Annotated in this window: 21 protein-coding genes and 1 pseudogene; 9 read left to right on the top strand and 13 right to left on the bottom strand. The window is 49.7% G+C overall.

Annotation, left to right across the window (positions count from 1 at the left end):
- Positions 1-78 precede the first annotated feature (78 nt).
- Positions 79-672 (top strand): NUDIX hydrolase, encoded by a 594-nt coding sequence (locus ACWHX8_RS16810; protein WP_447971930.1) that lies wholly within the window; start codon positions 79-81, stop codon positions 670-672.
- Here ACWHX8_RS16810 and ACWHX8_RS16815 read toward each other — a convergent pair.
- Positions 664-1,146, bottom strand: coding sequence for a methylated-DNA--[protein]-cysteine S-methyltransferase (locus tag ACWHX8_RS16815; RefSeq protein WP_447969288.1), 483 nt, complete (start codon positions 1,144-1,146; stop codon positions 664-666). The two genes, ACWHX8_RS16810 and ACWHX8_RS16815, sit on opposite strands and share 9 nt — an antisense overlap.
- A gap of 21 nt (positions 1,147-1,167) precedes the next feature.
- Positions 1,168-3,048 carry a TIGR03790 family protein gene (locus ACWHX8_RS16820; RefSeq protein WP_447969289.1) on the bottom strand — a complete coding sequence of 627 codons (1,881 nt, stop codon included), beginning with the start codon at positions 3,046-3,048 and terminating at the stop codon, positions 1,168-1,170.
- Positions 3,049-3,766: 718 nt separating this feature from the next.
- Here ACWHX8_RS16820 and ACWHX8_RS16825 point away from each other — a divergent pair.
- From ACWHX8_RS16825 to ACWHX8_RS16860, 8 genes and pseudogenes are all read left to right on the top strand, one after another.
- Complete coding sequence (locus ACWHX8_RS16825) at positions 3,767-4,978, top strand: DNA polymerase Y family protein (protein ID WP_447969290.1); 1,212 nt, start codon at positions 3,767-3,769, stop codon at positions 4,976-4,978.
- Complete coding sequence (locus ACWHX8_RS16830) at positions 4,944-8,084, top strand: DNA polymerase III subunit alpha (protein WP_447969291.1); 3,141 nt, start codon at positions 4,944-4,946, stop codon at positions 8,082-8,084. The genes ACWHX8_RS16825 and ACWHX8_RS16830 overlap by 35 nt, the downstream gene beginning before the upstream one ends.
- Positions 8,085-8,250: 166 nt before the next feature.
- Positions 8,251-8,430, top strand: coding sequence for a helix-turn-helix domain-containing protein (locus ACWHX8_RS16835; RefSeq protein ID WP_447969292.1), 180 nt, complete (start codon positions 8,251-8,253; stop codon positions 8,428-8,430).
- 132 nt (positions 8,431-8,562) lie between these two features.
- Complete coding sequence (locus ACWHX8_RS16840; protein ID WP_447969293.1) at positions 8,563-8,718, top strand: hypothetical protein; 156 nt, start codon at positions 8,563-8,565, stop codon at positions 8,716-8,718.
- Between the two features lie 53 nt (positions 8,719-8,771).
- A pseudogene (locus ACWHX8_RS16845) lies at positions 8,772-9,506 on the top strand (IS5 family transposase).
- Positions 9,507-10,451: 945 nt separating this feature from the next.
- Positions 10,452-12,242 (top strand): discoidin domain-containing protein, encoded by a 1,791-nt coding sequence (locus ACWHX8_RS16850; protein ID WP_447969294.1) that lies wholly within the window; start codon positions 10,452-10,454, stop codon positions 12,240-12,242.
- 307 nt (positions 12,243-12,549) lie between these two features.
- The gene (locus ACWHX8_RS16855; RefSeq protein ID WP_447969295.1) at positions 12,550-12,780 is read left to right on the top strand and encodes a hypothetical protein; all 231 of its coding nucleotides are present in this window, start codon (positions 12,550-12,552) and stop codon (positions 12,778-12,780) included.
- Positions 12,777-13,169, top strand: a complete 393-nt coding sequence (locus ACWHX8_RS16860; protein ID WP_447969296.1) for a type II toxin-antitoxin system VapC family toxin — start codon at positions 12,777-12,779, stop codon at positions 13,167-13,169. The genes ACWHX8_RS16855 and ACWHX8_RS16860 overlap by 4 nt, the downstream gene beginning before the upstream one ends.
- A gap of 21 nt (positions 13,170-13,190) precedes the next feature.
- On the opposite strand, the gene ACWHX8_RS16865 is transcribed toward ACWHX8_RS16860, so the two are convergent.
- The 11 genes from ACWHX8_RS16865 to murC all read right to left on the bottom strand — a co-directional run bounded on the left by ACWHX8_RS16865 (position 13,191) and on the right by murC (position 23,604).
- The gene (locus tag ACWHX8_RS16865) at positions 13,191-14,318 is read right to left on the bottom strand and encodes a serine hydrolase domain-containing protein (protein ID WP_447969297.1); all 1,128 of its coding nucleotides are present in this window, start codon (positions 14,316-14,318) and stop codon (positions 13,191-13,193) included.
- A gap of 35 nt (positions 14,319-14,353) precedes the next feature.
- Positions 14,354-14,869, bottom strand: coding sequence for a DivIVA domain-containing protein (locus tag ACWHX8_RS16870; RefSeq protein WP_447969298.1), 516 nt, complete (start codon positions 14,867-14,869; stop codon positions 14,354-14,356).
- A gap of 11 nt (positions 14,870-14,880) precedes the next feature.
- On the bottom strand, positions 14,881-15,177 hold the full coding sequence (locus tag ACWHX8_RS16875) for a YggT family protein (protein WP_447969299.1): 297 nt from the start codon (positions 15,175-15,177) through the stop codon (positions 14,881-14,883).
- 54 nt (positions 15,178-15,231) lie between these two features.
- On the bottom strand, positions 15,232-15,939 hold the full coding sequence (locus ACWHX8_RS16880) for a YggS family pyridoxal phosphate-dependent enzyme (RefSeq protein WP_447969300.1): 708 nt from the start codon (positions 15,937-15,939) through the stop codon (positions 15,232-15,234).
- Positions 15,940-16,034: 95 nt separating this feature from the next.
- The gene (pgeF, locus tag ACWHX8_RS16885; protein WP_447969301.1) at positions 16,035-16,754 is read right to left on the bottom strand and encodes a peptidoglycan editing factor PgeF; all 720 of its coding nucleotides are present in this window, start codon (positions 16,752-16,754) and stop codon (positions 16,035-16,037) included.
- A gap of 73 nt (positions 16,755-16,827) precedes the next feature.
- Positions 16,828-18,066, bottom strand: coding sequence for a cell division protein FtsZ (ftsZ, locus tag ACWHX8_RS16890; RefSeq protein ID WP_447969302.1), 1,239 nt, complete (start codon positions 18,064-18,066; stop codon positions 16,828-16,830).
- Between the two features lie 105 nt (positions 18,067-18,171).
- Positions 18,172-19,419 (bottom strand): cell division protein FtsA, encoded by a 1,248-nt coding sequence (ftsA, locus tag ACWHX8_RS16895; protein WP_447969303.1) that lies wholly within the window; start codon positions 19,417-19,419, stop codon positions 18,172-18,174.
- Positions 19,420-19,425: 6 nt separating this feature from the next.
- Positions 19,426-20,241, bottom strand: a complete 816-nt coding sequence (locus tag ACWHX8_RS16900) for a cell division protein FtsQ/DivIB (RefSeq protein WP_447969304.1) — start codon at positions 20,239-20,241, stop codon at positions 19,426-19,428.
- Positions 20,242-20,248: 7 nt separating this feature from the next.
- Positions 20,249-21,181: a D-alanine--D-alanine ligase gene (locus ACWHX8_RS16905; RefSeq protein WP_447969305.1), complete on the bottom strand. Its 933-nt coding sequence runs from the start codon at positions 21,179-21,181 to the stop codon at positions 20,249-20,251.
- Positions 21,182-21,283: 102 nt separating this feature from the next.
- Complete coding sequence (gene murB / locus ACWHX8_RS16910) at positions 21,284-22,201, bottom strand: UDP-N-acetylmuramate dehydrogenase (RefSeq protein ID WP_447969306.1); 918 nt, start codon at positions 22,199-22,201, stop codon at positions 21,284-21,286.
- Between the two features lie 20 nt (positions 22,202-22,221).
- Complete coding sequence (gene murC / locus ACWHX8_RS16915; RefSeq protein ID WP_447969307.1) at positions 22,222-23,604, bottom strand: UDP-N-acetylmuramate--L-alanine ligase; 1,383 nt, start codon at positions 23,602-23,604, stop codon at positions 22,222-22,224.
- Between the last annotated feature and the right edge of the window lie 10 nt (positions 23,605-23,614).

The raw sequence follows: 23,614 nt of genomic DNA on the forward strand, positions 1-23,614 counted from the left end.
TAGAGTATCGAATGGTCAAAATCGACATTTGACCGCTTGCCTTTCGTCTGATAGGAAAGTGACATGCCACTCCCACCCATCAATTTTTGCAGTCAATGCGGTGAAAAGGTTGAACAGAAGATCCCTCAGGGAGAAGATCGGCTGCGAGCGGTCTGCCCAAACTGCGAAACCATTCATTACCAAAACCCTAAAATTGTGGCAGGTTGTATTCCTGAATGGGAAGGACAGATCCTCATGTGTCGTCGGGCCATTGAACCTCGCGTAGGACTCTGGACGTTCCCAGCTGGATTTATGGAAATGGGTGAAGGCTCCGAGGAAGCTGCGGCAAGGGAAACCCTAGAAGAAGCCAAAGCTGACGTTCACATTACATCGCTTTATGCAGTCTATTCATTACGCCGCGTCGATCAAGTCTATATCATCTATCGTGGGGAACTACGAACACGTGAATTTGGTGCTGGAGAAGAAAGTCTAGAAGTCCAACTGGTGTCTCTTGACGATATTCCCTGGGAACAACTCGCATTCCCAGTGATTCATGAAGCGCTTACCCAGTATGTCCGGGATTGTCAGCGAAAAAGCTTCGGAGTGCACTTTGGATCAATCGCACCTATGACGCAAATGCCCCATACGAATCACCCCCCAAATCAGACCACAGCTCGAAACGTATCACCGTGACGCACCATACTCTTGCTCAAGGGCAAGTAGTGACTGTTTAATCGGCAACCCACCACCATAGCCGACTAGCTTGCCATTGGCTCCAATCACCCGATGGCACGGGACAATGATCGAAATAGGGTTTTGTCCATTCGCGGCTCCTACGGCTCGTGACGCATGAGGGTTTCCGATCCGCTTCGCAATCTCGCCATAGGAAACGGTTTTCCCATACGGAATACGTCGAAGCGCTTTCCACACGTTCCGTTGAAAGTCTGTCCCCTCAGGGGAGAGCTTCACTGAAAACGTTGTACGTTCGCCATCGAAATACGCCTCCAACTGGGTAATCACATCGTCAAAAGGTTGTCGATCTTTTCTCCATTGCGAATCAATGGCTTGAGGATGTCGGCCATCCTGAAAACTCAGCATCTTTACCCCTTGCTCATTCCCCACCAACAAGAGTTTGCCAACCGGACTTCGAAGTACATGATAGAACATGACGCGGACTCCTTCCTTACACTAACGCCCCTCGCGTAACGAAAGCCTCGACAAGACTTGCCGGCGTTCCTCCAGGAGTTTCTCCCGAATATGAAGTGGATCAGAAAAAACTCGCTCCGATGGAGGAACTGGAAACGTCTGTCGACGTAATATGCCAGACTTCTTCACTTTTTGAGCAAATGCTCGACCCCGCCACGGATTATACAGCGGGTCCCCCACGAGCACCATTTGCCAACTCAGATGGCGAGAGGAAAGGTAGAACGCCTCAACGACCGAATAGCGCCCCGTCAATAACAAACCAAAGAATTCCGTCGGCAAAGGAAATGCATCAAGATAGGGTTCCCCGATTGGCCCTAGCGTCACCGTAATCCCTCGTTCCAATGCGTTTTTACACCACCCCCGTTCAATCGGATCACGAAGACTGACCGCCTCGCCCGAAGCAATATGATAGCCAATCGCACCTGGATTAAACGTAAAGGCATCCTCGTAGTGTCGAAGACGATACCACCCGACATAGAGCGCAACATGAGGAGCATCCCCAGGTTCGCTCAATCGTTTTTGTGTGTTTTCGAGCACAACGGGGTAAGAAGAAATGTTTCGGACAGCCTCGCTGAGCATCCGGATGTCTCGATCATAATGTCCGTAGCTTAACAATTGCTTGGAATCCATTCCCCGTGCGTCAAAATAGGCGTTTCCCCTCAAGCCATTCTGCTCCGTCAGGGTTGCATGATCGATCATGCGTTTAACCAAATCAGGATTCGGTCCATCAAGACGACTCACCAGCATGACTGGAAGACTCAATGCCTGCTCCTGAGCCTGCTCAGGATACCAGGCATACAAGGGATTCGGGATTTTGCCAGATGGATGCGCAAAGGTGTGCCCCCACCACACAACACTTAATTCGCTATCGACACTCGCACGGGCATGCACGAAGCTGAATCGCTGAATTTCTTGATTGGCAAAGCGCAGCACGCCTGCAACACCAAAGTGCTGCTGCACAACTTGATAGGCATGTTCCCGATTGTTGTCCGAGGGAACAGTTAACAATAACGAAGTCAGACGTTCTGCTGAACGGAGCTGACCGTGAAGAGCCGTCAACGGCGCATCCATGGCCATTGCCGTCTTCTCTGACACAGATCGTAAGATCTGAACCGTACCCGCCATGCCATTGATACGCTGAATGATTTTTTCCAACACACGCTCATGAGCTTTTCTGCGATCGACATCCTCAATGTTTCGAATACGATCATTGGCCCGTTGAATAGCCTGCCCCACTTCTTGAAGGAACACGTGAATGGCTCGCTCATTCATATCGACATCGTGTGATGGCGAGAATGCGGCCTCAGGTTTTTGAGTCGCAATGCCTTCGATATCATGCGTGAGCTCTTGTAAAAACTCGACAGAAGATTTTCGCCAAGCTTTGGCATCTTCTAACCAAACAGTTTCTTGCGCAGAAGGACGAGGCGCCTCAACGCGAAGAGGAATTCCATACGTGGTGACAATCACGCGAACAGTTGGGGCAAGCTTTTTGACTTGTAGCGCTTCTCGAAGGGGCTGGGCAATAGATTCTTTATATTCTTCTCGACCAATCGTCTCCCTTGTCGATGTATCCAATTCAATGATATGCGATAGGGGAATGCCTCGTTGTTGTGCATAATATCGAGCAACGGAATCGCTTTCTCGGCTATTCATGTTCGACACAATCACAACTTGGGTTGGGCTAAGCGCCGCCCAAACAGGTTCCTGCAGAACGCTCATGGCCATAAAGGTCAATAACCCGACCCACTGAAAAACAGTAAAAATCTTTACGACGAGTGGCTTTCGGACATGTTGCACACGAATCCGATAGCCGCCAACACGATGATATTCCAGCTTCTGTCGTTGATTGTCGCGAAGCACCACTTAGACACCTACAATGAACATCTCGGTTGGCTTGAAACTACATCGTAGAACACCCTACGTCAGAATGACAAAGGCCCGACATCATCTGATATCGAGCCCTTTCGTTTTTGAAACACATCTTCGTTAGAGTACAAACATCGTATTCAAACATTCAAGAATGTCGGATTTGGTCTTGGCATGAACCGATCCATCTAATTTGTGTAGCCGTTTTTTGGAAATAATTCGTACCTGATCAAGCATGACCTGTCCTTTGACTTTCTGTATGAGTCATAGGGACACGGAATGGCCATCTTTGATCGTTAAAGGAATATGAGAATGTTCTTCTACTATAGCGAAACCAAATAACTTCCAACCGAATGTACATCATGTACACAGCGCAAACATAGAGGAAAGTTATGCCCGCCTGGATGCCCTGTATACGATTGACGGTTCAATAACGAAGGGTTATAGCGAATCCAAATACGTTCCAAGCAGGAGAATATCACGAACTTCGCGCGGTACAACGTTTCCACCAGCGGAAGTTATTTGAAACGGCTATAACCAGTATTCAGTGGATCGACATGTAACTGATTCGGCATAACTGGAACGGCTATAGCAGTATTCTTGACATAAATCTTCATAAAATGCAACCATTGGATACAATATTGTGGCTATTTGGAGAATAGCAGGATTGTTAAGGCCCCGTCCTTTCTCTGTCACCATAAGATATGCTTGCCCCATGAATCGCCACATTGCCTGCTTTTCTATTCCCACGTTTTCCATCGCTCTCGCGCGCCTAGACGATCCTTCGTTACAAACACGACCCGTTGCCGTTGCGGTTTCATCAGCCACTCGATCACCCATTACTGAAGTGTCACAAGAAGCCCAGCTAGATGGCGTCTTGCCAGGCCTTTCTGTCGCACAGGCTCGCCAGCGATGCCCGTCACTGCACATTCTTCCCCCACGCACAACGCACGTCCGGCAAGCTCACCATGCCCTCGTGAACACCATCAGGCAATTTTCCCCAGTGTGGGAACCGATCCAACCTGGCCAGTTCTTTTTTGATCTGACCGGCACCACACGTCTCTTTGGATTGGCCTGTGATGCCACCATGCGAATCAAGCGAGAAATTACACAACACTATGGACTGATCGGAGTGGCCGGACTGGCCAGCAATAAACTCGTCGCACGTATTGCCTCAACCATTGTCACACCTCCACTCCTGTGCGACATTCAACATGGCTCTGAAGAAGCATTCCTTGCGCCATTGCCTATCCATGCCTTACCGCTTAGCCCTCACCATACAAAGACCATGTTGCCGGTATTGTCGGATTTGAATATCCATACCTTGCATGATCTTGCAGACATTGAACTCGTGTACCTTCAGATTGTCTTGGGACAGCATGCCGGGGCTCTTCATGCATGGGCACATGGGACCGACTCGTCCCCTGTTCTCTGCCCACCCCAACAACCACAGATTGAAGCGGCGCTCAAATTCAAGTCCGATGAAATCGACATCCATCGACTCCATGGGGCGTTGTATGGACTCCTTGAACAAATCTGTCAGCAGCTACGGCATCAACAGCGGATGTGTCACGCGATCAGGGTCAGATTTCAATATCGTGATGGAGTAGAAATGACGAAAGCGCATGCCGTAACCCCGGGAACATACTGGGAAGCCGACTTGCTCCCCTATGCCGCCACGCTGCTGACACGAATGTTCACACGCCGAATTCGAAGCAGTCGTCTCGCCATATATGCGGAACAACTCTCTACATTTATCGAACAGAGTGATTTGTTTCAGGAACAATTCATCAATGAACCTTTTGCACCCCAAAAGTCACACCGCTTAACACTATCGCTTGATCAGATTCGAAAACGATTTGGTCCACAGTCCATTTGGTGGGGGAACACGCATGCCACCCTTCGTTCATCTGCACGTCCATTCTAACTACTCACCCATGTCCGGGGTGTCTTCAGTGGAGGAGTTGTGTGCGACGGCCAAGTCGCATGGAGCCGACACTCTCGCGCTCACCGACACCAATGGCGTATATGGCGCTATACGGTTCATAGAAACGGCCAAGCGCGTAGGACTCAAACCCATTCTTGGAGCTGAGCTCACTCACCAGCATCACCGAGCCACCTTACTCGCAACGACCATGACTGGCTACACGAACCTGTGCCGCATACTGTCAGCCAGACATTGTCATGAGGACTTTGATTTCATTGACACTGTGCACCTACATCATCGTGATCTTCTTGTATTGTCCGATGATATTCCGGCTCTCACAGCATGGAAAAAGCGAAAACTGCAGAATATCTATGTTGAATTGACACCAGGAACCATGATGCATCAAGCCGTTGCATTGAGCCGACGCACAGAAATTCCGCCAGTCGCAACCAATCGTGTGCATTTTGTACATCCTGAAGAATTTCATCTTCATCGTATGTTACGCGCAATCGCGTTGAAGACCACGCTTTCACAACTGCAGCCAGATTCTCACTGCTCCCGTCACCAATGGCTTGCTCCAGCTTCAGTTCTCGAACCACACTATGTACATATGCCGCATGCACTACGTAATGCACGCCGCCTTGCCAACCGTTGTCATACTGAATGGAATTTCAAAGAGACCGTACAGCAAGCCTTTCGCGACCAAACAGATCCACAAACATTTCCCACGCTTCAGGCCAAAACATACGAAGGCGCTCGAGAACGATATGGAGAAATTTCTGATGACATTCAAAAACGAATCGAGACCGAACTCAGGGTGATTCAGTCGAAGGGGTTTGCCGTTTGGTTTTTAATTGTCCAAGACATTGTCCAACAAGCTCCACGCACGTGCGGTCGCGGATCAGCCGCAGCGTCAATTGTTTCATACTGTCTGGGAATCACCCATGTCGATCCGATTCGTCACAACTTGTTTTTTGAACGATTTTTGAATGCCGGACGTCAGGATCCACCAGACATCGACATTGATTTCCCCTGGGATGAACGGGACCGCATTATCGATTACATTTTCGCAAAGTATGGCACCCGTCGCACAGCCATGGTGGCAAACCACAACACGCTAGGCTTTCGAGCAGCGATTCGCGAAGTTGCCAAAGTCTACGGAATGTCACTAGCCGAACTGAATAGGTTCATCCCACGCCTTGTCCGCCAAACAGAATTTTATCCACCTCCGACAACACCCACATTGACCTCGTGGGCAGAAAACATCTGCCAAGCCTTAGGGATGGCTGAGCCATGGCCGGAAATAATCTCTCTAGGACTCCGCCTCGAAGGCTGCCTCCAACATCTCGGGGTCCATTGTGGCGGAGTCATCATCGCTCCAGGTGAGATTCAGCGTTACGTCCCAATCCAAATTGCACCCAAAGGTGTTCCCATTATTCAATGGGAAAAAGATCAAGCCGAAGATGCTGGTCTCGTCAAACTCGATATCTTAGGAAATCGTTCACTCGCAGTCATTCGCGATACGCTTGATGCCGTCGCGGTTCACACAGGACAACGTCTCAACCACACATCATGGGATCCCATCCATGACCTTCAGACTCAAGAGTTGATTCGTCAGACCAATACGATCGGGTGCTTTTATATCGAGTCGCCCGCCACACGTCTGTTGCTGAGGAAACTGTGGAAAACCATGAGCAAGACACGGCAATCAACTCGAGACATTTTCGAGTATGTCGTGATGGTGTCCTCTCTCGTTCGTCCTGCAGGCAATCCCTACAATCGAGACTTCGTCCTGCGTGCCCATGGTGAGACGCATCAACCAGTTCACCCATTATTCGAGAAAGTCTTGGCTGACACTCACGGCATTATGGTGTACCAGGAAGACGTGACGCGAGTCGCCATGGAAGTGGCAGGGTTTTCCGTAGAAGACGCCGATCAACTCAGAAAAATTCTGAGTAAAAAGCACAAGGAACGACAGCTTCAAGATTATCACGCGCAGTTCTCTCGTGGGGCTGCCGCCAACGGAGCATCAGAACAGGCGATCGCCACAATGTGGAACATGATCATGAGCTTTTCGGGATATAGCTTCTGCAAGCCGCACTCCGCATCCTATGCGCAAGTTTCATTTCAATCCGCCTACCTGCGAACGTATTACCCCGCAGAATTCATGGCAGCCGTGCTTAACAATCAAGGTGGGTTCTACTCGCCCTTTGCCTACCTTTCGGAAACCCGTCGTATGGGCCTCACAATTTTACCGCCGGACATCAATGCCAGTCATTGGGAATATGTGGGAACCGACACGACTCTTCGCATGGGCTTCATGCACATCAAAGGGCTAAAGACCGATGTGATTACTCATCTTCTTGAAGAACGGACTCAACGTGGCCCGTTTCGATCATTACAGAACTTTCTGATCCGCATGGCGGGAGAACAAGCCCACACCCGCACATTCATCAAAGCCGGATGTTTCGATAGTGTTTCAGGAGACGTCACACGTCCAGGCCTTCTTTGGCGCCTGTATGCGCATCATGCGCAGCAAGGAAGCAAACAAAAAACGGCTCACACAGTACCCTGTAGTTTGACGTCTTCTCTATTACCTCTTCTTCCACACAAGTCCGTGGCACTTCCTATTCCACCAGATTACTCTCCAAAACAAAAAATCCAACATGAGATTGAACTACTCGGATTTCCACTTCACACCCATCCACTCGAATTGTTTGCAGAAGCGTTTCAAGGATTACATGTGGTACCAGCCTGCGACATACATCTGTACGTGGGACAAACCATTACGATGATCGGCTGGATGATCACCGAAAAATCCGTTCAGACCAAACAGCGCGAGCCGATGGAATTCGTAACCTTTGAAGACTTAACAGGATTGTATGAAGCCACGTTGTTTCCTAAGACCTATCAACAATATGGTGCGCTCTTAACCAACCAAGGACCATATATTTTAGTGGGTATCATTGAGGAAGAATTTCAAACCTATTCATTGATCGTGAAGGAAGTCCGCAGAATGACCGCAAACAGGTCTTCCCACTTTTCAATACCCAACCAGGCCACTATTCGAAAAGGCTCGTCGCCTTGTGAACATGAAACACCATAAGCAGGTTAAAAGCATATCTCGTCGTTCGTATCTTAAGGAACGTTGCTCGTATTTCGTATCTCGCATGAGGAGTCTTTCTGGTTTTTACAAGCTACGCTTCACGAGAGACGGTTAATGAGATCGAAGAACACTGGACATCGGTCCAGACCTTGGCTAAGATCGGCTCATGCCCATCAATGAACACATTCAAGCCTGGCGGCGCATGCGAGGAAATTCGGTGACAGCATTAGCCGGCAAAGTCGGCATGCCTTCGACTGAGCTTGAGGCCATCGAAGCCGGCGAGTTGGATCCGCCAGCCTCACGACTTGAAGCATTGGCCACTGCACTCGGAATACCGCCAGACTAGCCCTATAGTAATCCCACAGCAATCAACCTCCTCTTAGGTGACTCTGATGAGAAAGATGCTGATTGGACATATGTAGACTCTCCAGACCCCATCCTAGAACTCATCGCTCATTCGCCTCAGGAACAACGAGAAATGTATTCCCTCCTCACCGCACTTCTTCAAAACGGGGAGCCGAAACTTCTGCGAGCTGCGGAAGTGAATCTCAAAAGTCTACTGAAACAGGCGAAGACCGCCACCGTTCCCTGGCAAAACCGGATACCAGGACATTTCGAGACTCCAAGCGATTAACAATATCTATAGAACCCTCTGCAAAAGTAACGGAACTCCGTAGAATAGCCCTCATGCAAATCACCCTGAGGTACCAAATGAAAACAAAGCCCTTGCGAATTGAGCGCTTTCTCCACGAGATGGATCAGGGTGTGCCGTGGCAGCAATTGGAGGAAGTCATTCAGCCGTCTTATAAGAGCCCCGGCGGACGTCCTCCCCATGACCTGCGGGTGATGCTGCGCATTCACTTCCTTCAGCTGTGGCACAATTTAAGCGACCCCCTGATGGAAGAAGCCCTGTAAGATCGCCTGAGTTTCCAGACCTTTCTGGGCTTTGACTGTTTTGGGGGCGTGATTCCGAATGAGAGCAGCATCTGTCGATTTCGGCATCTCTTGGAAGAGCATGGCCTCTCGCAACAGATTCTGACCGTCGTGAATACCCACTTAGCGGCCCAGGGGCTGGTGCTGAAAGCCGGGACGATTGTGGATGCGACATTGCTGGCCGAGCCCGTGAGCAAGAAGAACCGTCGCAAAGAACGGGGCCCCGAGATGAGCTCGACCCGTAAAAACAACAAGTGGCACGTTGGAGCCAAAGGGCATATTGGGGTGCAGGCGCAAGGGCCGCCTATTATTCATTCGACCGAATTTACCACCGCCAAGGTGGAACATTCCTTCCGGGTGATCAAACACCTCTGGGGACACCGCAAGCTCCGGGATAAAGGTCTGGCCAAAAACGCGGCGCAGTTTACCCGGCTCTGTGCGCTGTCGAATGTGTTTTTCTGTGGGCAAGCTCCGATCAAGGCCGCCTAACCAAGGCAAGTCCCCGATGAGCACCACCGACAAGCCTCGAAAAGGGGAGCGAAGGAAAAATCAACAAAGGACCGTAGACAACAACCCCCCTCAAAAGACGATTCGAAAGACAAGCCCCTCAACTCAACTGACTTTTGCAGAGGGTTCTATAGCCGTTCCAATATACTTCCGTCTATCCGACGTGTGTTTTTACGCTGTGTACATGATGTAAATTCGGCTAGAAGTTATTTGGTATCGCTATAAATGCCGGTCGTGTTCGGCACGTAGACCTTGATGCGTCGCAGATGCTGCGGATAATCTTTGCGGGCCTTCGCCGCGGTCAACGCAATGATCTGATCGCAGCGTAGTCCCGTGGCTTTGTCCACGAAACGAGAGTAGAGACGACGAAAGGGCAAACTGGATTTGCCATGAATGACAAGGAATACCTGGACTTGATGGAGAACGTACCAGCGAGCGAAGTCGGTGAAGCCGCAATCCATGATGGAAAAGTCGCACTAGCGGAACTGTTGGGGGCCCCTTAGTCATCTGTGATGCACGTCTGGCTACAGCTCCTAGGAATACGGCAACTATTGAAGTGTTCTAGAAGTTCCTTTCTTAAGTACTACCCTTTTCCAACAACTTCTTCATAAATCACGTCATGAATCATTGAAACATCACTCACGAATCTTATTATTTTCACAAGTTGGATATTCATAGGAGTTCAAGATTGAATCTGTTTTAATGCCACCAAGATATCGGAATGGATAATTTTGTTATCTATTCCGATACTTCACACTTGCCTAAAACAGTCTAACCTGCACTCTTCTAAGACATAACAGTCGCGATGACAGTTTACGTTAAACACAACACTCTCACTGGTATACAGTTTGCTCTCTATAAGTCCCGTCGCAGTCATATCTATTAGGCATCATACCAAAATACAAATATTCCTGAGGGAGATTTACCATGAAGCTCTTTACTCGAAAAACAGTCTCTATCTTTCACGTGTTCAACGTCGTCGTTCTATGGTTTATCCTCCTTGGTGGGTGTACGTTCAGAGTCAACAACATGATCGATAAGCCCGATGCCAATCCAGGAGACTTTCGATGCGAAATCGCGGTAAATGGGGGACCCGATGTTATTACAGACAATGCAGGTCGGTGCACCTTGCGGGCAGCCATCGAAGAGGCGAATGCGACGATTGTCGGCGATACGATTGAGGTTCCCCCAGGTGTCTATCAGTTAACTCTTCCATCTAATCAAGGTGGTGGCCGGCTTCAGATCACGGAGGATGTGGACATTCAAGGTTCAGGAGCCAATGTTACCGCCGTGGATGGGATTCATGAAACACGAATTTTTGCGATCGGAACATCAGCTGACTCAGCTGACGTAACAATATCAGGATTGACCATTCAAAATGGAAGAGGCGGGAGCATGTTATCAGGAGGAGGAATATTTATCGCGGAGGGAAGTACGCTAGAACTCACTGACAGCATCGTCAAAGACAATGAAACCAGCGCCCCAGGAGGAGGCATTGCGAATGACGGAAGTCTCTATCTGTCGAGAAGTACCGTCCGGGATAACAAAATTCCCAACGATTCAACCGTTGAGACCCCTCCTTCGGCAGGTGGAGGTGGAACTCAACACTCTGGAGCTGGAATCATGAACTTTTTGGGAGCTGACCTGACGATCGAAAACAGTACGATTACAGGAAATTTCACCACGCGTGGGGGAGGAATCCGGAATGCCGGGGGCACCATGGAAATTCACAATAGCACCATCAGTGGGAATACTGCCAGAATTCGCGGCGGAGGGCTCATGAATTATGGGGACGCCGATATTTCATTCACCACGATTACAGATAATCAGGCCAGATCGACGCCCGGCAATGCCGCCTCCGAAGTTCACGGCGGTGGAGGCATCTTCAATATAGGCGAGATCACATTGGTCAACTCGATTCTTGCAGACAATATCGATACTGAGGGCAGTATAGGCTATACACCTGACTGCCGAACCGATACGCCGAACGAGCCAGGTGCCGACCCTGGGGTCATTTCTTCACAGGGTGGAAATATCATCGGTGTACTAACGTCAGATTGTAGCGTTGAAACTAATTCTGACCTCACGGGCACTGAAAACAATCCACTTGATCCCAATCTCAATGTTTTTTCGAACTGGGGCGGAACAACTCGAACACACCGAATACAATTAGATAGTCCAGCCATCGACCATGGCAGCGGATTTGGCGGTTGTCCTACCACAGATCAAAGAGGGTATATACGGCCTGTGGATGGAAACGAAGATGGCAATGCGGTTTGTGATAGTGGTTCGGTTGAACGCGGAGCCGTTCCTCTTGTACTCCCTATAACCGGCGTTGAAGCCAGCAGCCACGAAGACCCCAATGTCCCGGACAATATTCTTGACGGTAATCTCATTTCACGCTGGGCGGCAAATGGCCTTGATGAATACATCGTCATAAACCTAGGAAGCACCCGGGTAATTTCTTCAATTTCTCTCGCCTGGTATCGAGGCGATCAACGAAGGGCACGCTTTTTCATACAATCATCAACAGATAATGAACATTGGATCACCATCGGAGATCCAAACGTGCCAAGAGAGAGTAGCGGAGGGACGTTGAATCTTGAAACATATGATTTCCTAGACCAAACCGGCCAATACGTGAGAATCGTGAATCGCGGAAACGATGAAAATGATTGGATGAGTATCACGGAGGCAGAAATTCAAGGAGGATTGTGAATAGTCTCTCAGAGAGAGCAGATAATGGAACGCTAGCAATGTTGCCTCAGTATCTGAAGAAATTGGACATGCCTCTATTTAAACTTCCTCATAAATCACATCATGAATCATCGGACGAAACTCGCGGATTTTGTTGTTTTCACGGGAGAGACGCACACGGTTGGTTAAGAGAAGCATTTCCAATTCGACTTTCGGATCATTCCAGATTGACGTGCCAGTAAAGCCCTGATGTCAATAGGCTAAAGTGCATTTATGGTTCCCTACACTAGCCATTGACATGTTATGCACATGAAATTATCATAATCACATGTCAAAAATGATTCAACTAAGAAACGTCCCGGACAAATTACATCGCAAATTGAAGGGCCGAGCTGCCATGGAAGGGCTTTCGTTATCAGAGTATCTTCTTGGGCACATCCGCGAGCTTGCTGAACTCCCCACACCGACGGAAATGCGTGATCGCCTTCGCCGTCGAACTTCCGTCACACTCCCTGTTTCCCCAGCCGAACTCATTCGAGGAGAACGGGAACAACGGTGATCGTCCTTGATGCCTCAGCGTTGCTAGAACAATTACTCTGCACCTCCAAAGGCCTTCAGCTCCAAGAACGATGCCTTCATCAGCGGGAAACACTACATTGTCCACACTTATTGGATATTGAAGTTACTCACGTCTTGCGGCGATACTGCCAACACGGTGAACTTTCAGCGGCGCGTGCGTTTCAGGCTATTGAAGACTTAGCAGACTTTCCACTAACCCGATATGCTCACAATTTGTTTCTGTATCGTATTTGGGATTTACGGCAGAATCTCACATCGTATGACGCAACATATGTCGCACTAGCGGAACTGTTGGGGGCACCCTTAGTCACCTGTGATGCACGTCTGGCTTCAGCTCCAGGACATAAAGCTATGATTGAACTGTTTTAAGTTTCTTTTCTTTTCAGAGCATTACGCCTTCCGAACGATTTCCTCATAAATCACATCATGAATCATTGGACGAAACTGCCGAATGGCATTGTTTGCACGGGTAGGATGTACCCGGTTGGTGAGAAGAATGACTTCCAATTCAACTTCCGGATCGATCCAGACCGATGTGCCGGTAAATCCCAAATGCCCAAAGGCTGAAGCGGAAAAGTACTTTCCAGAGGATGAAGATTTCGATGGAGTATCCCACCCAAGAGCCCAACTCGAATCATTTGGCTCTCCTTGTCGTGATGTAAATTGCCGGACCAGCGTCGGATCAAGCAACGAATCACGACCATGATAGGCTGCGACCCACGCCTGAGTGATGGCACCCACAGCCTCTGTTGTTCCAAACAATCCAGCATGACCAGCCACTCCTCCCAACACATATGCATTTTCATCATGCACTTCCCCTTGCAAGAGCCTTCCTCTCCAAGAATCCTGTTCAGTTGGAGCAATCTCCGATGCAGACCGTTCATGAACCGACGAATTCGCGACATTGTCTCCAAAAAATAATGAACATCCATTGAGGTGGTTATACATCTGTTCAGCACAATACTGACTCAACGATTGTTGGGTAACGCTCTCAATCGCAAGTCCTAACAGCATGAACCCCAGGTCGCTATACACATTCTGAATTCTTGGCTGATACTCTAAAGGCTCTTGAGCAATATGCTTCAGAACTTCGTGACAACGAGCCTCTCGTGTGATTTCCTGTGGTAACGCTCCATTCTGCAGAACGAACTGTTCATAGTACGGTCGCCAACCTGGCAGACCTGATCGGTGGCATAACAGATCTCGAACCGTGGCATGTTCAATAAGGGTTCCACGCAATCCCTGCAGGATCAAACCAATTGGCTGATCAATCTCAAGAACACCTTCTTGCACAAGGCAAAGAATGGCGGTTCCCGTAGCCAAGGGCTTCGTCAACGAGGCGAGATCATAAATAGTGTGAAGAGACGTTTGGTGATTGGGAGCTAGGTAAGAGGTGAGGCCGACTGCCTGATGATACCGGAGATGCCCATGGCTCCGGACCCACAAGACCGCACCCGGAAAAATCTGGTCACGAATGCCCGTTTGCAATGCCCGGGTGATGGGATCAATCGTGTCCATCGGACATTGACCTAATAAAGACTCTTTCGAATGGATTACACTTCTGGAAGACTTTCCTGATCAGTGTTGTAGGCAGACTCTTCAACAACGTCAGGAATGGGATCGGCATGTTCTTCGACTTCGATCAAACGATGAAAAGCCCCTAAGGTTGAACGCAAACGCTCCAGAACAAGGGCTCGCTGGCGACGAAGATCTGCAATCATCCGTCTGAGCTCCATCAAATCCGTACGGCTTTGCGCAAGGATTTCTTCGGCTTTCAGTTCTGCCTCTTTGACAATGAGCTCCGCGTCGCGCTCTGCGCCACGCTTCAATTGATCAACAAAGGTCTGTGTCGACATCAACGTATTTGTTAACGTGGTCTCTGTCTTTTTCAGATTGACCAATTCATCGTCCTTGGACAACATTTTTTCTTTCAGCACAGCATTTTCACGCGTCAGGCTTTCCACTGTTTCTGCGACTTCTTCTAAAAACTGGTCGACCTGTCGCTTCTCATAACCGCGAAACTTGGCGTCAAACACTTTATGTTGAATATCAAGTGGTGTAATTTTCATGACAAAATCTCTCAATGCATCCGTGCCGCCAGTTCAAACAACGAACGAACCACGGCATACTGCAAAAACATAATGATGAGGATAGCAATAATCGGAGAAAAATCAATGGTCATACCATATCCCAACCGTCGACGAATAGCAAAAAGAACAGGCTCCGTCGCCCGGCTTAAAAACTGCACGATAGGATTATAGGGATCAGGATTCACCCAGGATATCAGCGCACGCGCAATGAGGACGTACATGTAGATGGTTAAAATCCAATCCAACACATGGGCCACGCCTTCGAGTATATTGGCGGCAATAAACATAAACCTCCTTGCGATACGGCTTCGTCAGCAAAATATTCGTGTGATCGTCTTCCTTTATTCTACAGGATCACGAGAGCCAAAGAGAGCCGTTCCAATTCGTACAATTGTGGCGCCTTCTTCCGCAGCAACGAGATAGTCACGAGACATCCCCATAGACAGCTCTTCCATCTTCGTCCGCTGATAGGCCTGCTGCGTAACGGTCTGGGCTAACGCACGCAGTTCACGAAAGTACGGCCTTGCCTGCTCACTATCCTCAGACCACGGGGGAATCGTCATCAATCCTCGTACGGTCACATGCCTCATCCGTTCGAATTCCGGCAAGGCCTTCAGCATATCAGACACTGAAAATCCACCCTTCGTCGCTTCTCCACTGACATTCACCTGCAACAACATCGCTTGGGTCATTCCCAGATCGTGAGCACACTTGTCCATCGTTCTCGCTTGCTCAAGACTTTCCACAGAATGAATGAGATCGAATTGGCCGACCACATCTTTAATTTTCCGACGTTGGACCTGTCCGATAAAATGCCAGGACACATCAACAAGGTCCCGCAACGACGCTTGTTTCTGTTGAGCCTCTTGAAGACGGTTTTCGCCAAAAGTCCGAATGCCGGCAGCATGCGCGTGACGCAACCGTTCAGCAAGGACGGTTTTCGTCACAGCGACTAATCGGATGTCTTTGGGTTCTCGCCCCACACGGAGAGCGGCCTCTTGAATCGACTGTACGACGAGTTGAATATTTTCAGCAATTGAACAAGACACAGGCTCCGCATTCACCATTCCATAATCAGAGACAATGTTTCCTTGACTCTATTGTAATCCGAAATCGCCGTTTCGTCACTTCACGCTCTTACTCTTTAGGGGTTTATCATGATTCCACTCAACATCGTCCCGTTGACTCGCCCCTCTCTTCTATACGAATAAAATCGGTTCGCATCACATTGTGTACAAGCATCACTCTTGCTGATTGCCGCCAAGGCAATACCCTGATGCTGTAATTGTTGGAAAATGAGCTCTTTCAGATCCACCTTGGCATGCGTCGAAGAAATCGGACTCACGACCTTGGCCCAATACGGATACTGCGCTTTTATGGGACTAATGACTGGACCGTCAACTTCAAAACAACAGGCACCAATCGAAGGTCCAATCGCCACACGAAGATGTTCGGTTTTTGTCCCATACCGATCCTTCAAGGTTGAAAGGGTTTCCTCGACAATTCCAGCTACAGCACCTCGCCATCCAGCATGAACTGCCGCCACCACACGCAACTGAAGATCGGCAAAAAGCACAGGCACACAGTCAGCAGTACGCACGACGAGCAGGACTTGAGGTTGACTGGTGACCAGTGCATCCCCTTCTGCGAGAGTCGCATTGCCATCAAGAGGTTCATCAAAAACCAATACCGATTTCCCGTGGACTTGCTTGAGGGAAATCACTAAAGGGTAATCCGGTGGGACAGGGGTCACCTGTCCCACTTGAACTGTGTTGACGAGAGCTGCTGGACTTTGCCGTGTTCCAAAAAAATGGACAAAGCCATGCTCGGCAGGAATACACTCAGGGAATGAAAGAGAGTCCACGTCCGTAACCTTTTCCGAAGGCTGGGCCCTCTTTAGGAATCTGTCTTATGAGAAGACTGATAGACCATTCCCCCTATGAATCTGATGACTTTCTCAAAAATGTTGGCACGTCCCAATCGTCATCAACGAGCAAATTCCCATTTTCTTGATGAGCTCGTTTGGGAGCATATCGTCGCATAAAGGTTGGGCGATCCAACTCCTCATCTGAATACGCCGATTCGTTGGAAACCGACGCCAACAGGGGCTCATTCGCTGGCTTCACAGCAAGAGCTGGAGCTTCACGGGGTGGTGCTGGAGTCTCACGAACAGTCTCCCGAACAACCTCACGCTGCTGAGGACGAGTAAACCCAGTGTCCTTTTGCTCAAATCCCGTCGCGATCACCGTCACGATGATTTCATCGCCGGCTTCAGGATTAATGACTTGTCCCACAATGATATTGGCCTGAGGGTCAGCGGCTTCCTTCGCAATGGTCGATGCTTCATCAACTTCATGCAGCGTTAAGCTGGGTCCGCCACAAATGTTCAAGAGAAGGCCTCGAGCCCCTGCAATGCTTCCATCTTCGAGGAGCGGACTTGAGATCGCCTGTTTGGCAGCTTCACTCGCCCGACTCGGACCTCGCCCAACACCTAATCCCATCACCGCTCGTCCAGAATAACTCATCACAGTCCGCACATCGGCAAAATCGACGTTGACAAAACCTGGCGTCGTGATCACATCGGAAATTCCCTGAATGGCCTGTCGCAATACATCATCGGCAACCTTGAACGCCTCAAGAAGCGGAGTACTCTTATCGACCAAGGTCAAGAGCTTTTGATTGGGAATCACAAGCAGCGAATCGACATGTTTCTTTAATTCCCGAAGCCCCTCTTCCGCATAGGCTGTTCGACGATGCCCTTCATACTGAAATGGCTTCGTCACCACGCCGACAGTTAAGATGCCGAGGTCACGAGCAATTTTGGCCGCAATCGGGGCTCCACCGGTCCCGGTTCCCCCACCCATTCCGGCAGTCACAAAGACCATTTCGGCATTTTCAAGAGCATCACGAATTTGCCCTTCACTTTCCAATGCCGCTTCTTTTCCCACTTCCGGTCGCGCACCAGCGCCAAGTCCGCGCGTCCGTTCAGGACCTAACTGAATTTTAAACGGGGCCTCAGACTTTTCCAGAGCCTGAACATCCGTGTTCGCAACCACCATCTCTACGCGATTGAGCCCTGCCGCAATCATCGTATTGACCGCATTACATCCCGCTCCACCAACTCCAATCACTTTAATGCGAATGGCAGATGAATCTTCCTCTGAAAATGAATACATTATGGCCTCCTTTCGCCAAACTCGGTATCTGAACTGTAATGAAACACATGGACATTCATCGTTTCCTCAAGAGATCGGTGCACGTCTTCAGCCTATGCCATAGACTTAAAAAAAACTCATAACACGATCTTTCATACGGTCCAAGACCGAAGACCATCGTCCGCTTCCCGCGCTTATCCCACCGACTCCCATTCCTTGCAAAACCTGTTCATGATTGACCGCATGCAAAATCAATCCGACGCCTGTTGCGCACATGGGATTGCTGACCACATCTCGTAACCCTCCAATACCGGTCGGACCTCCACTTCGAACCGGTAAATCCAAGATTCGTTCTGCGGCTTCCGCCATGCCTGGAAGCAGTGAGGTGCCACCGGTAATCACTCCACCGGCGACCAGCATACCATCATACCCAGCACGACGAATTTCTCGACGAACCAGATCGAACATCTCCTCCACTCGTGGCTCAAGAATTTCAGCAATATGACTACGAGAAACCAAACGTGGCGGACGACCTCCGACACTCGGCACCTCAATCGTTTCTTCATCAGTGGCCTGTTCAGATAATGACACCCCATGGCGAATCTTGATTTTCTCGGCATCGGCATGAGAGGTACGAAGTCCCACGGTCAAGTCCGTCGTCAAATGGTTCCCCCCGATTGGAATCACCGCAGAATGACGAATACTTCCCTCGACATAAATCGCCACATCCGACGTCCCACCCCCAAGATCAACCATCACCACACCAAGTTCCCGCTCTTCCGGCGACAACACCGCCGCACTCGATGCCAGCGGTTGCAGAACGATATCGGCAACATCCAGCCCCGCTCGATTCACGCATCGCACAAGGTTTTGCGCCGAGGTTACCGCACCGGTCACGATATGCACATCAACTTCCAACCGTGACCCGGCGATCCCAATTGGGTCACGAATGCCTTCTTGGTCATCAACAATAAATTCACGGGGCAGAACATGGAGGACGCGACGATCCGAAGGAATGACAGCGCCACAACGAGCTGTTTCGATCACACGACTCACATCCCCGTTCAAGACCTCTCGCTTTTTCAGCGCGACCACCCCATGCGTACTTTCACTCGCAATATGACTTCCTGCAATGCCCGTATAGACGGAGTTAATCTGCACTGCAGCCATGAGTTCCGCTTCTTCCACAGCTTTTTTAATAGACTCGACGGTACTCTCAATATTGACGACAACACCTTTTCGTAGGCCACGCGACGGATTGGAACCGACTCCAATGACATTAATAGACGTATCATCAAGAACCTCTGCCACCACGGCACAGATCTTTGTCGTTCCGATGTCTAAGCCAACGATGATGCGTTCTTTCTTCGACATTGCGTATCACTCCCTTTTTCGAAGAATTACTTTTCCTGAATATCGCAAATCAATCTCTGTCGCCTCACGCGTAATCTGTGCTTCAATCGAGGGATACAATGCTTGGAACCGTTGCCATTGGGCCTCAATCGAATCATGAAATTGGAAACGGAAATCCTGAGTGTCGGCCAGAACCATTGACGGTGTATTCACATGTATTGTTGGAACAACATTGAATCCACTCGACAACAAACTCCCAACGAGTATGCCATCACGGACCTTCTGCTGAACGTCGTCATTGCCAGATAGAGCAAAATCTTCGGGAATCCCCATTACCACCGGCAACCCAGGGAATTGCTCATTCGTAACCGTTGAAAGAACCTTCGCCTGTGCATCAAGGACATATCGAGCGTCCTTGGACTGCCAAACGGCCGCAGGCTCTCGTTCATCAATTCGAATAGCCAACGTATGCGGGAATATTCGTTCAACCGCCGCATTCCGAACCCAGGGATGCGATGTGAGATCCGCAATGATCGAGTCTGACTGAATATGGAACAAGCTCGTCTCAGGTGAGAGATTCAGCTTCGAAAGGATATCCTTTCGCTCTAATTCATTCAGCCCGATAATGGTGACATGTTGAACCGTTGTTAAACTCATTGCTACCGATTCCACTCGATCAAACTCCCACACACCAACGATGCACAGGGCCGCCAACACCATTGCCATACCCCAACGCATCATTTTCTGCCAAACGGTGTGCTTCGGACGTCGGCGACGACGCCCTGGCTTGTTGACTGGCTGATTTTTTCGTACGGTCCTCTGACGCTGGCGAATCATCGGCATCTCTTCCTTAGGCAAAAAGTCTCGGTGGATTCTTCAGGGCACTGTTGAGCATACCTTCAACAAGTTCATCGTATGGCAGACCAGCCTGTGCGGCGGCCATCGGAAGCAAGCTTCGCTCGGTCATGCCAGGAATGGTATTGATTTCCAATATGACTGGACGACCTTGCCGACTCAGTCGAAAGTCCACGCGCGCCGCGCCTTCGCACCCAAGGACGTCATACGCCTGAACCGCCAGGACTTGCATCCGATTTAACGGCCCTTTCAGTAACGACGCAGGACAGACATATCGAGTATCCTTTTTTTTATATTTCGCCTGATAATCATAGAAACCTCCTGGCGCTTGAATTTCGACTGCGGGAAGGGCTTTGCCATCCATGACACCAATCGTAATCTCCCGACCCTCAATATAGCTCTCGACAATAGCCTTCGGATCATATTGATACGAACGACGAAGGGCCGAGCGCCACATCTTCGAACTCCTGACAATCGAGACGCCATTTGTCGACCCTTCACTACTGGGCTTCACCACGACAGGCCATTTCAGTCCTGCGGGGAGGATTCGTTTCGGATATTCGTGATGCAAGACGACGCCTCGAGGAACCGGAAGACCATGGGATTGGAACAGCGCTTTCGTCGACGCTTTATCCATGGCAATCGCGCTGGCTCGTACCCCCGAACCGGTATAGGGAATCCCTAACACCTCAAGCAGGCCTTGAACCGTTCCATCTTCGCCGCCACGACCATGCAAGGCGAGAAATGCGACCTCGACTTTTTTCGATCGCAAGCTCCAAGGCAGAGAGGTATCGGCCTCAATAGGCTTCACGAGATACCCTCGCCGAGTCAGCGCCGCACACACGGCATTCCCCGTCTGTAACGAGATATCCCGTTCGGCCGACCGCCCCCCCATGATCACGCCAACACGCATACGTTTTTTAGCCATAAGATTCAATGAAAAACAGAAAATGAAATTTGAAAAATGCTGCTAAAAAAGATGACGGCACGATTGAATTCTTCACAAGTTTTTTTTCACGTGGCATTGTGGTTACAGTTCCCCCACAGTCTTTAACTCTAGCTGCAAGGTTATACCGGTTTTTTGCGCTACGGTGTGTCGAACTTTCTGAATGAGATCTATTACATCTGCGGCTCGGGCGTGACCGACATTCACGATAAAATTTCCATGTTTCGGCGATATCTGCGCATCACCGATCCGAGCCCCTTTCAGTCCAGCCTGTTCAACCAACGATCCTGCCGATTGTTCTGGAGGGTTTTTAAAAACTGAACCAGCATTCGGTAATGTGAGAGGTTGCGTCTCTTTTCGGTATCGAAGATAGTGCTTGGTTAAGGATTCCACATGTTCCTTGGTGGCTTGTGATAACTGAAACCACGCCCCGACAATCACGCGCTTCGGCACACGGGCATACCGATACGCAAACGATAGCTTCGATGCGGCGACTCTTTTCAATTTCCCAGAATCAGTCACAAGCTCTATCGCCGTCAGCACATCGCGCATCTCTCCAAGTTTGGTCCCGGCATTGGTAACCACCCCTCCTCCAACTGTGCCAGGAATTCCAGCCGCCCATTCGAAGCCTGACAATTGATGGCGAATGGCATAAGCCAACACGGTCGGCATTCGCGCACCAGCTTGCGCATAGAGCACATGATTGGCTTCAAGTCGAATGTGGTTCAGTTGCGCTAATTGAATCACAATACCTCGCACTCCTTTATCTCTCACCAACACATTCGTTCCACCCAAGACGAACAACGGCACGTTGCCGATTTTGGCCTGCCGCACAAGCTGACGAAGATCGTCAACATCAGCCGGAATCACCAAGGCATCTGCAGGGCCACCGATCTGCAACGATGTATAGGCGGCCAAGGGCTCATGAAATTTAACTTCCCCTTTGAATCCATCCAGCACCTGCCGAAGAGACCGGCTATCAAATACGTGCGTGTGCCCCATTGCGTCATGACAACATTTGGCTATGAAAGGCTCCCCAACAAATCTTTCCCGAATTTCCAAATATCGCCAGCACCAAGAGTGATGACAACATCGCCTGGGTGCAAATTCTTTTTGACTTGCTCAACCAGATCTACATTGCCATTGACCCAATGCACCGATGCATGACCAGCCCCTCGAATTTTTTCAACCACCAACTCCCCGGTAATCCCAGGAATTTCAGCTTCTCCAGCAGGATAAATATCTGTCACATAGACCTCATCCGCCTGCTCAAAAGCCTTGGCAAACTCATTGGCGAGATCGCGGGTTCTCGTGTAACGGTGCGGCTGAAAGACGGCGACGACTCGACGATCCCATGCCGACTTTGATGCGGCAAGCGTTGCTCGAATTTCTGTCGGATGATGCCCATAATCATCCACAACCATAATTCCGGCTTTTTCTCCTCGTATATGAAACCGTCGCTCAACTCCGGAAAATGCTGCTAACCCATTTCGAATCAGATCGACAGACACATCTAATTCCAAAGCCACTGAAATCGCGGCCAACGCATTTGACACGTTATGACTGCCAGGAATGGGAAGACGAAATGGCCCTAATTTTTTCCCGCGAAAATGCGCACGAAACTCAACCGCGCGATCATTCGCCCTCAGATCCGACGCATAGACATCTGGAGTCAGCGCCCCAGCAAAATCATGCAACCCATAGGTTTGGTAACGCTTCGTAATCCGCGGCAAAAGCCCACGAACCCATTCATCGTCCGCGCAGAGAATCGCGAGGCCATAGAATGGGATTTTGTTGATGAACTCTAAAAAGGCTTCTTGAATGCCTTCCATCGTGCCGTAATAATCAAGGTGCTCTCGATCTAAATTGGTTACGACCACAACCGATGGAGAAAGACGAAGAAACGACCCATCACTTTCGTCGGCCTCAGCAATCAGGAGGTCACTTCGTCCAAGACGAGCATGCGTCCCGACGGCATTCACTTTCCCCCCAACGACAAAGGTTGGATCAAGTCCAGCCTGCGCCAAAATGGTCGCGACCATTGACGTCGTGGTGGTTTTTCCATGGGCTCCCGCGATCGCGACCCCATACTTCAATCGCATGAGCTCCGCTAGCATTTCAGCTCGCGGGATGACAGGAATGACTTTCGCCTTTGCCGCTCGGACCTCAGGATTCGTATCCGGAACTGCCGATGAGACGACCACGACTTGCGCCCCTTCTACATTCGACTCCTGATGACCAATGAACACCTTTCCTCCGATTGCTTCCAAGCGACGGACGGTATCCGATTGATTCATGTCAGATCCCGTTACTTGATAGCCTAAGGTCAGTAGGACTTCGGCAATGCCGCTCATACCGCTTCCACCAATTCCAACGAGATGAATATTTTGAATTTTCCTGAACATTATTCCTCTT

The sequence above is a fragment of the Nitrospira sp. M1 genome (assembly GCF_965152605.1).

Bases quoted from the DNA above. Each gene is read 5' to 3' on its own strand.
- ACWHX8_RS16815 (WP_447969288.1), bottom strand. From the start codon at position 1,146: ATGTTCTATCATGTACTTCGAAGTCCGGTTGGCAAACTCTTGTTGGTG.
- ACWHX8_RS16825 (WP_447969290.1), top strand. From the start codon at position 3,767: ATGAATCGCCACATTGCCTGCTTTTCTATTCCCACGTTTTCCATCGCT.
- ACWHX8_RS16830 (WP_447969291.1), top strand. From the start codon at position 4,944: ATGCCACCCTTCGTTCATCTGCACGTCCATTCTAACTACTCACCCATG.
- ACWHX8_RS16835 (WP_447969292.1), top strand. From the start codon at position 8,251: ATGCCCATCAATGAACACATTCAAGCCTGGCGGCGCATGCGAGGAAAT.
- ACWHX8_RS16840 (WP_447969293.1), top strand. From the start codon at position 8,563: ATGTATTCCCTCCTCACCGCACTTCTTCAAAACGGGGAGCCGAAACTT.
- ACWHX8_RS16850 (WP_447969294.1), top strand. From the start codon at position 10,452: ATGAAGCTCTTTACTCGAAAAACAGTCTCTATCTTTCACGTGTTCAAC.
- ACWHX8_RS16855 (WP_447969295.1), top strand. From the start codon at position 12,550: ATGTCAAAAATGATTCAACTAAGAAACGTCCCGGACAAATTACATCGC.
- ACWHX8_RS16865 (WP_447969297.1), bottom strand. From the start codon at position 14,318: ATGGACACGATTGATCCCATCACCCGGGCATTGCAAACGGGCATTCGT.
- ACWHX8_RS16870 (WP_447969298.1), bottom strand. From the start codon at position 14,869: ATGAAAATTACACCACTTGATATTCAACATAAAGTGTTTGACGCCAAG.
- ACWHX8_RS16875 (WP_447969299.1), bottom strand. From the start codon at position 15,177: ATGTTTATTGCCGCCAATATACTCGAAGGCGTGGCCCATGTGTTGGAT.
- ftsZ (WP_447969302.1), bottom strand. From the start codon at position 18,066: ATGTATTCATTTTCAGAGGAAGATTCATCTGCCATTCGCATTAAAGTG.
- ftsA (WP_447969303.1), bottom strand. From the start codon at position 19,419: ATGTCGAAGAAAGAACGCATCATCGTTGGCTTAGACATCGGAACGACA.
- ACWHX8_RS16900 (WP_447969304.1), bottom strand. From the start codon at position 20,241: ATGCCGATGATTCGCCAGCGTCAGAGGACCGTACGAAAAAATCAGCCA.
- ACWHX8_RS16905 (WP_447969305.1), bottom strand. From the start codon at position 21,181: ATGGCTAAAAAACGTATGCGTGTTGGCGTGATCATGGGGGGGCGGTCG.
- murB (WP_447969306.1), bottom strand. From the start codon at position 22,201: ATGGGGCACACGCACGTATTTGATAGCCGGTCTCTTCGGCAGGTGCTG.
- murC (WP_447969307.1), bottom strand. From the start codon at position 23,604: ATGTTCAGGAAAATTCAAAATATTCATCTCGTTGGAATTGGTGGAAGC.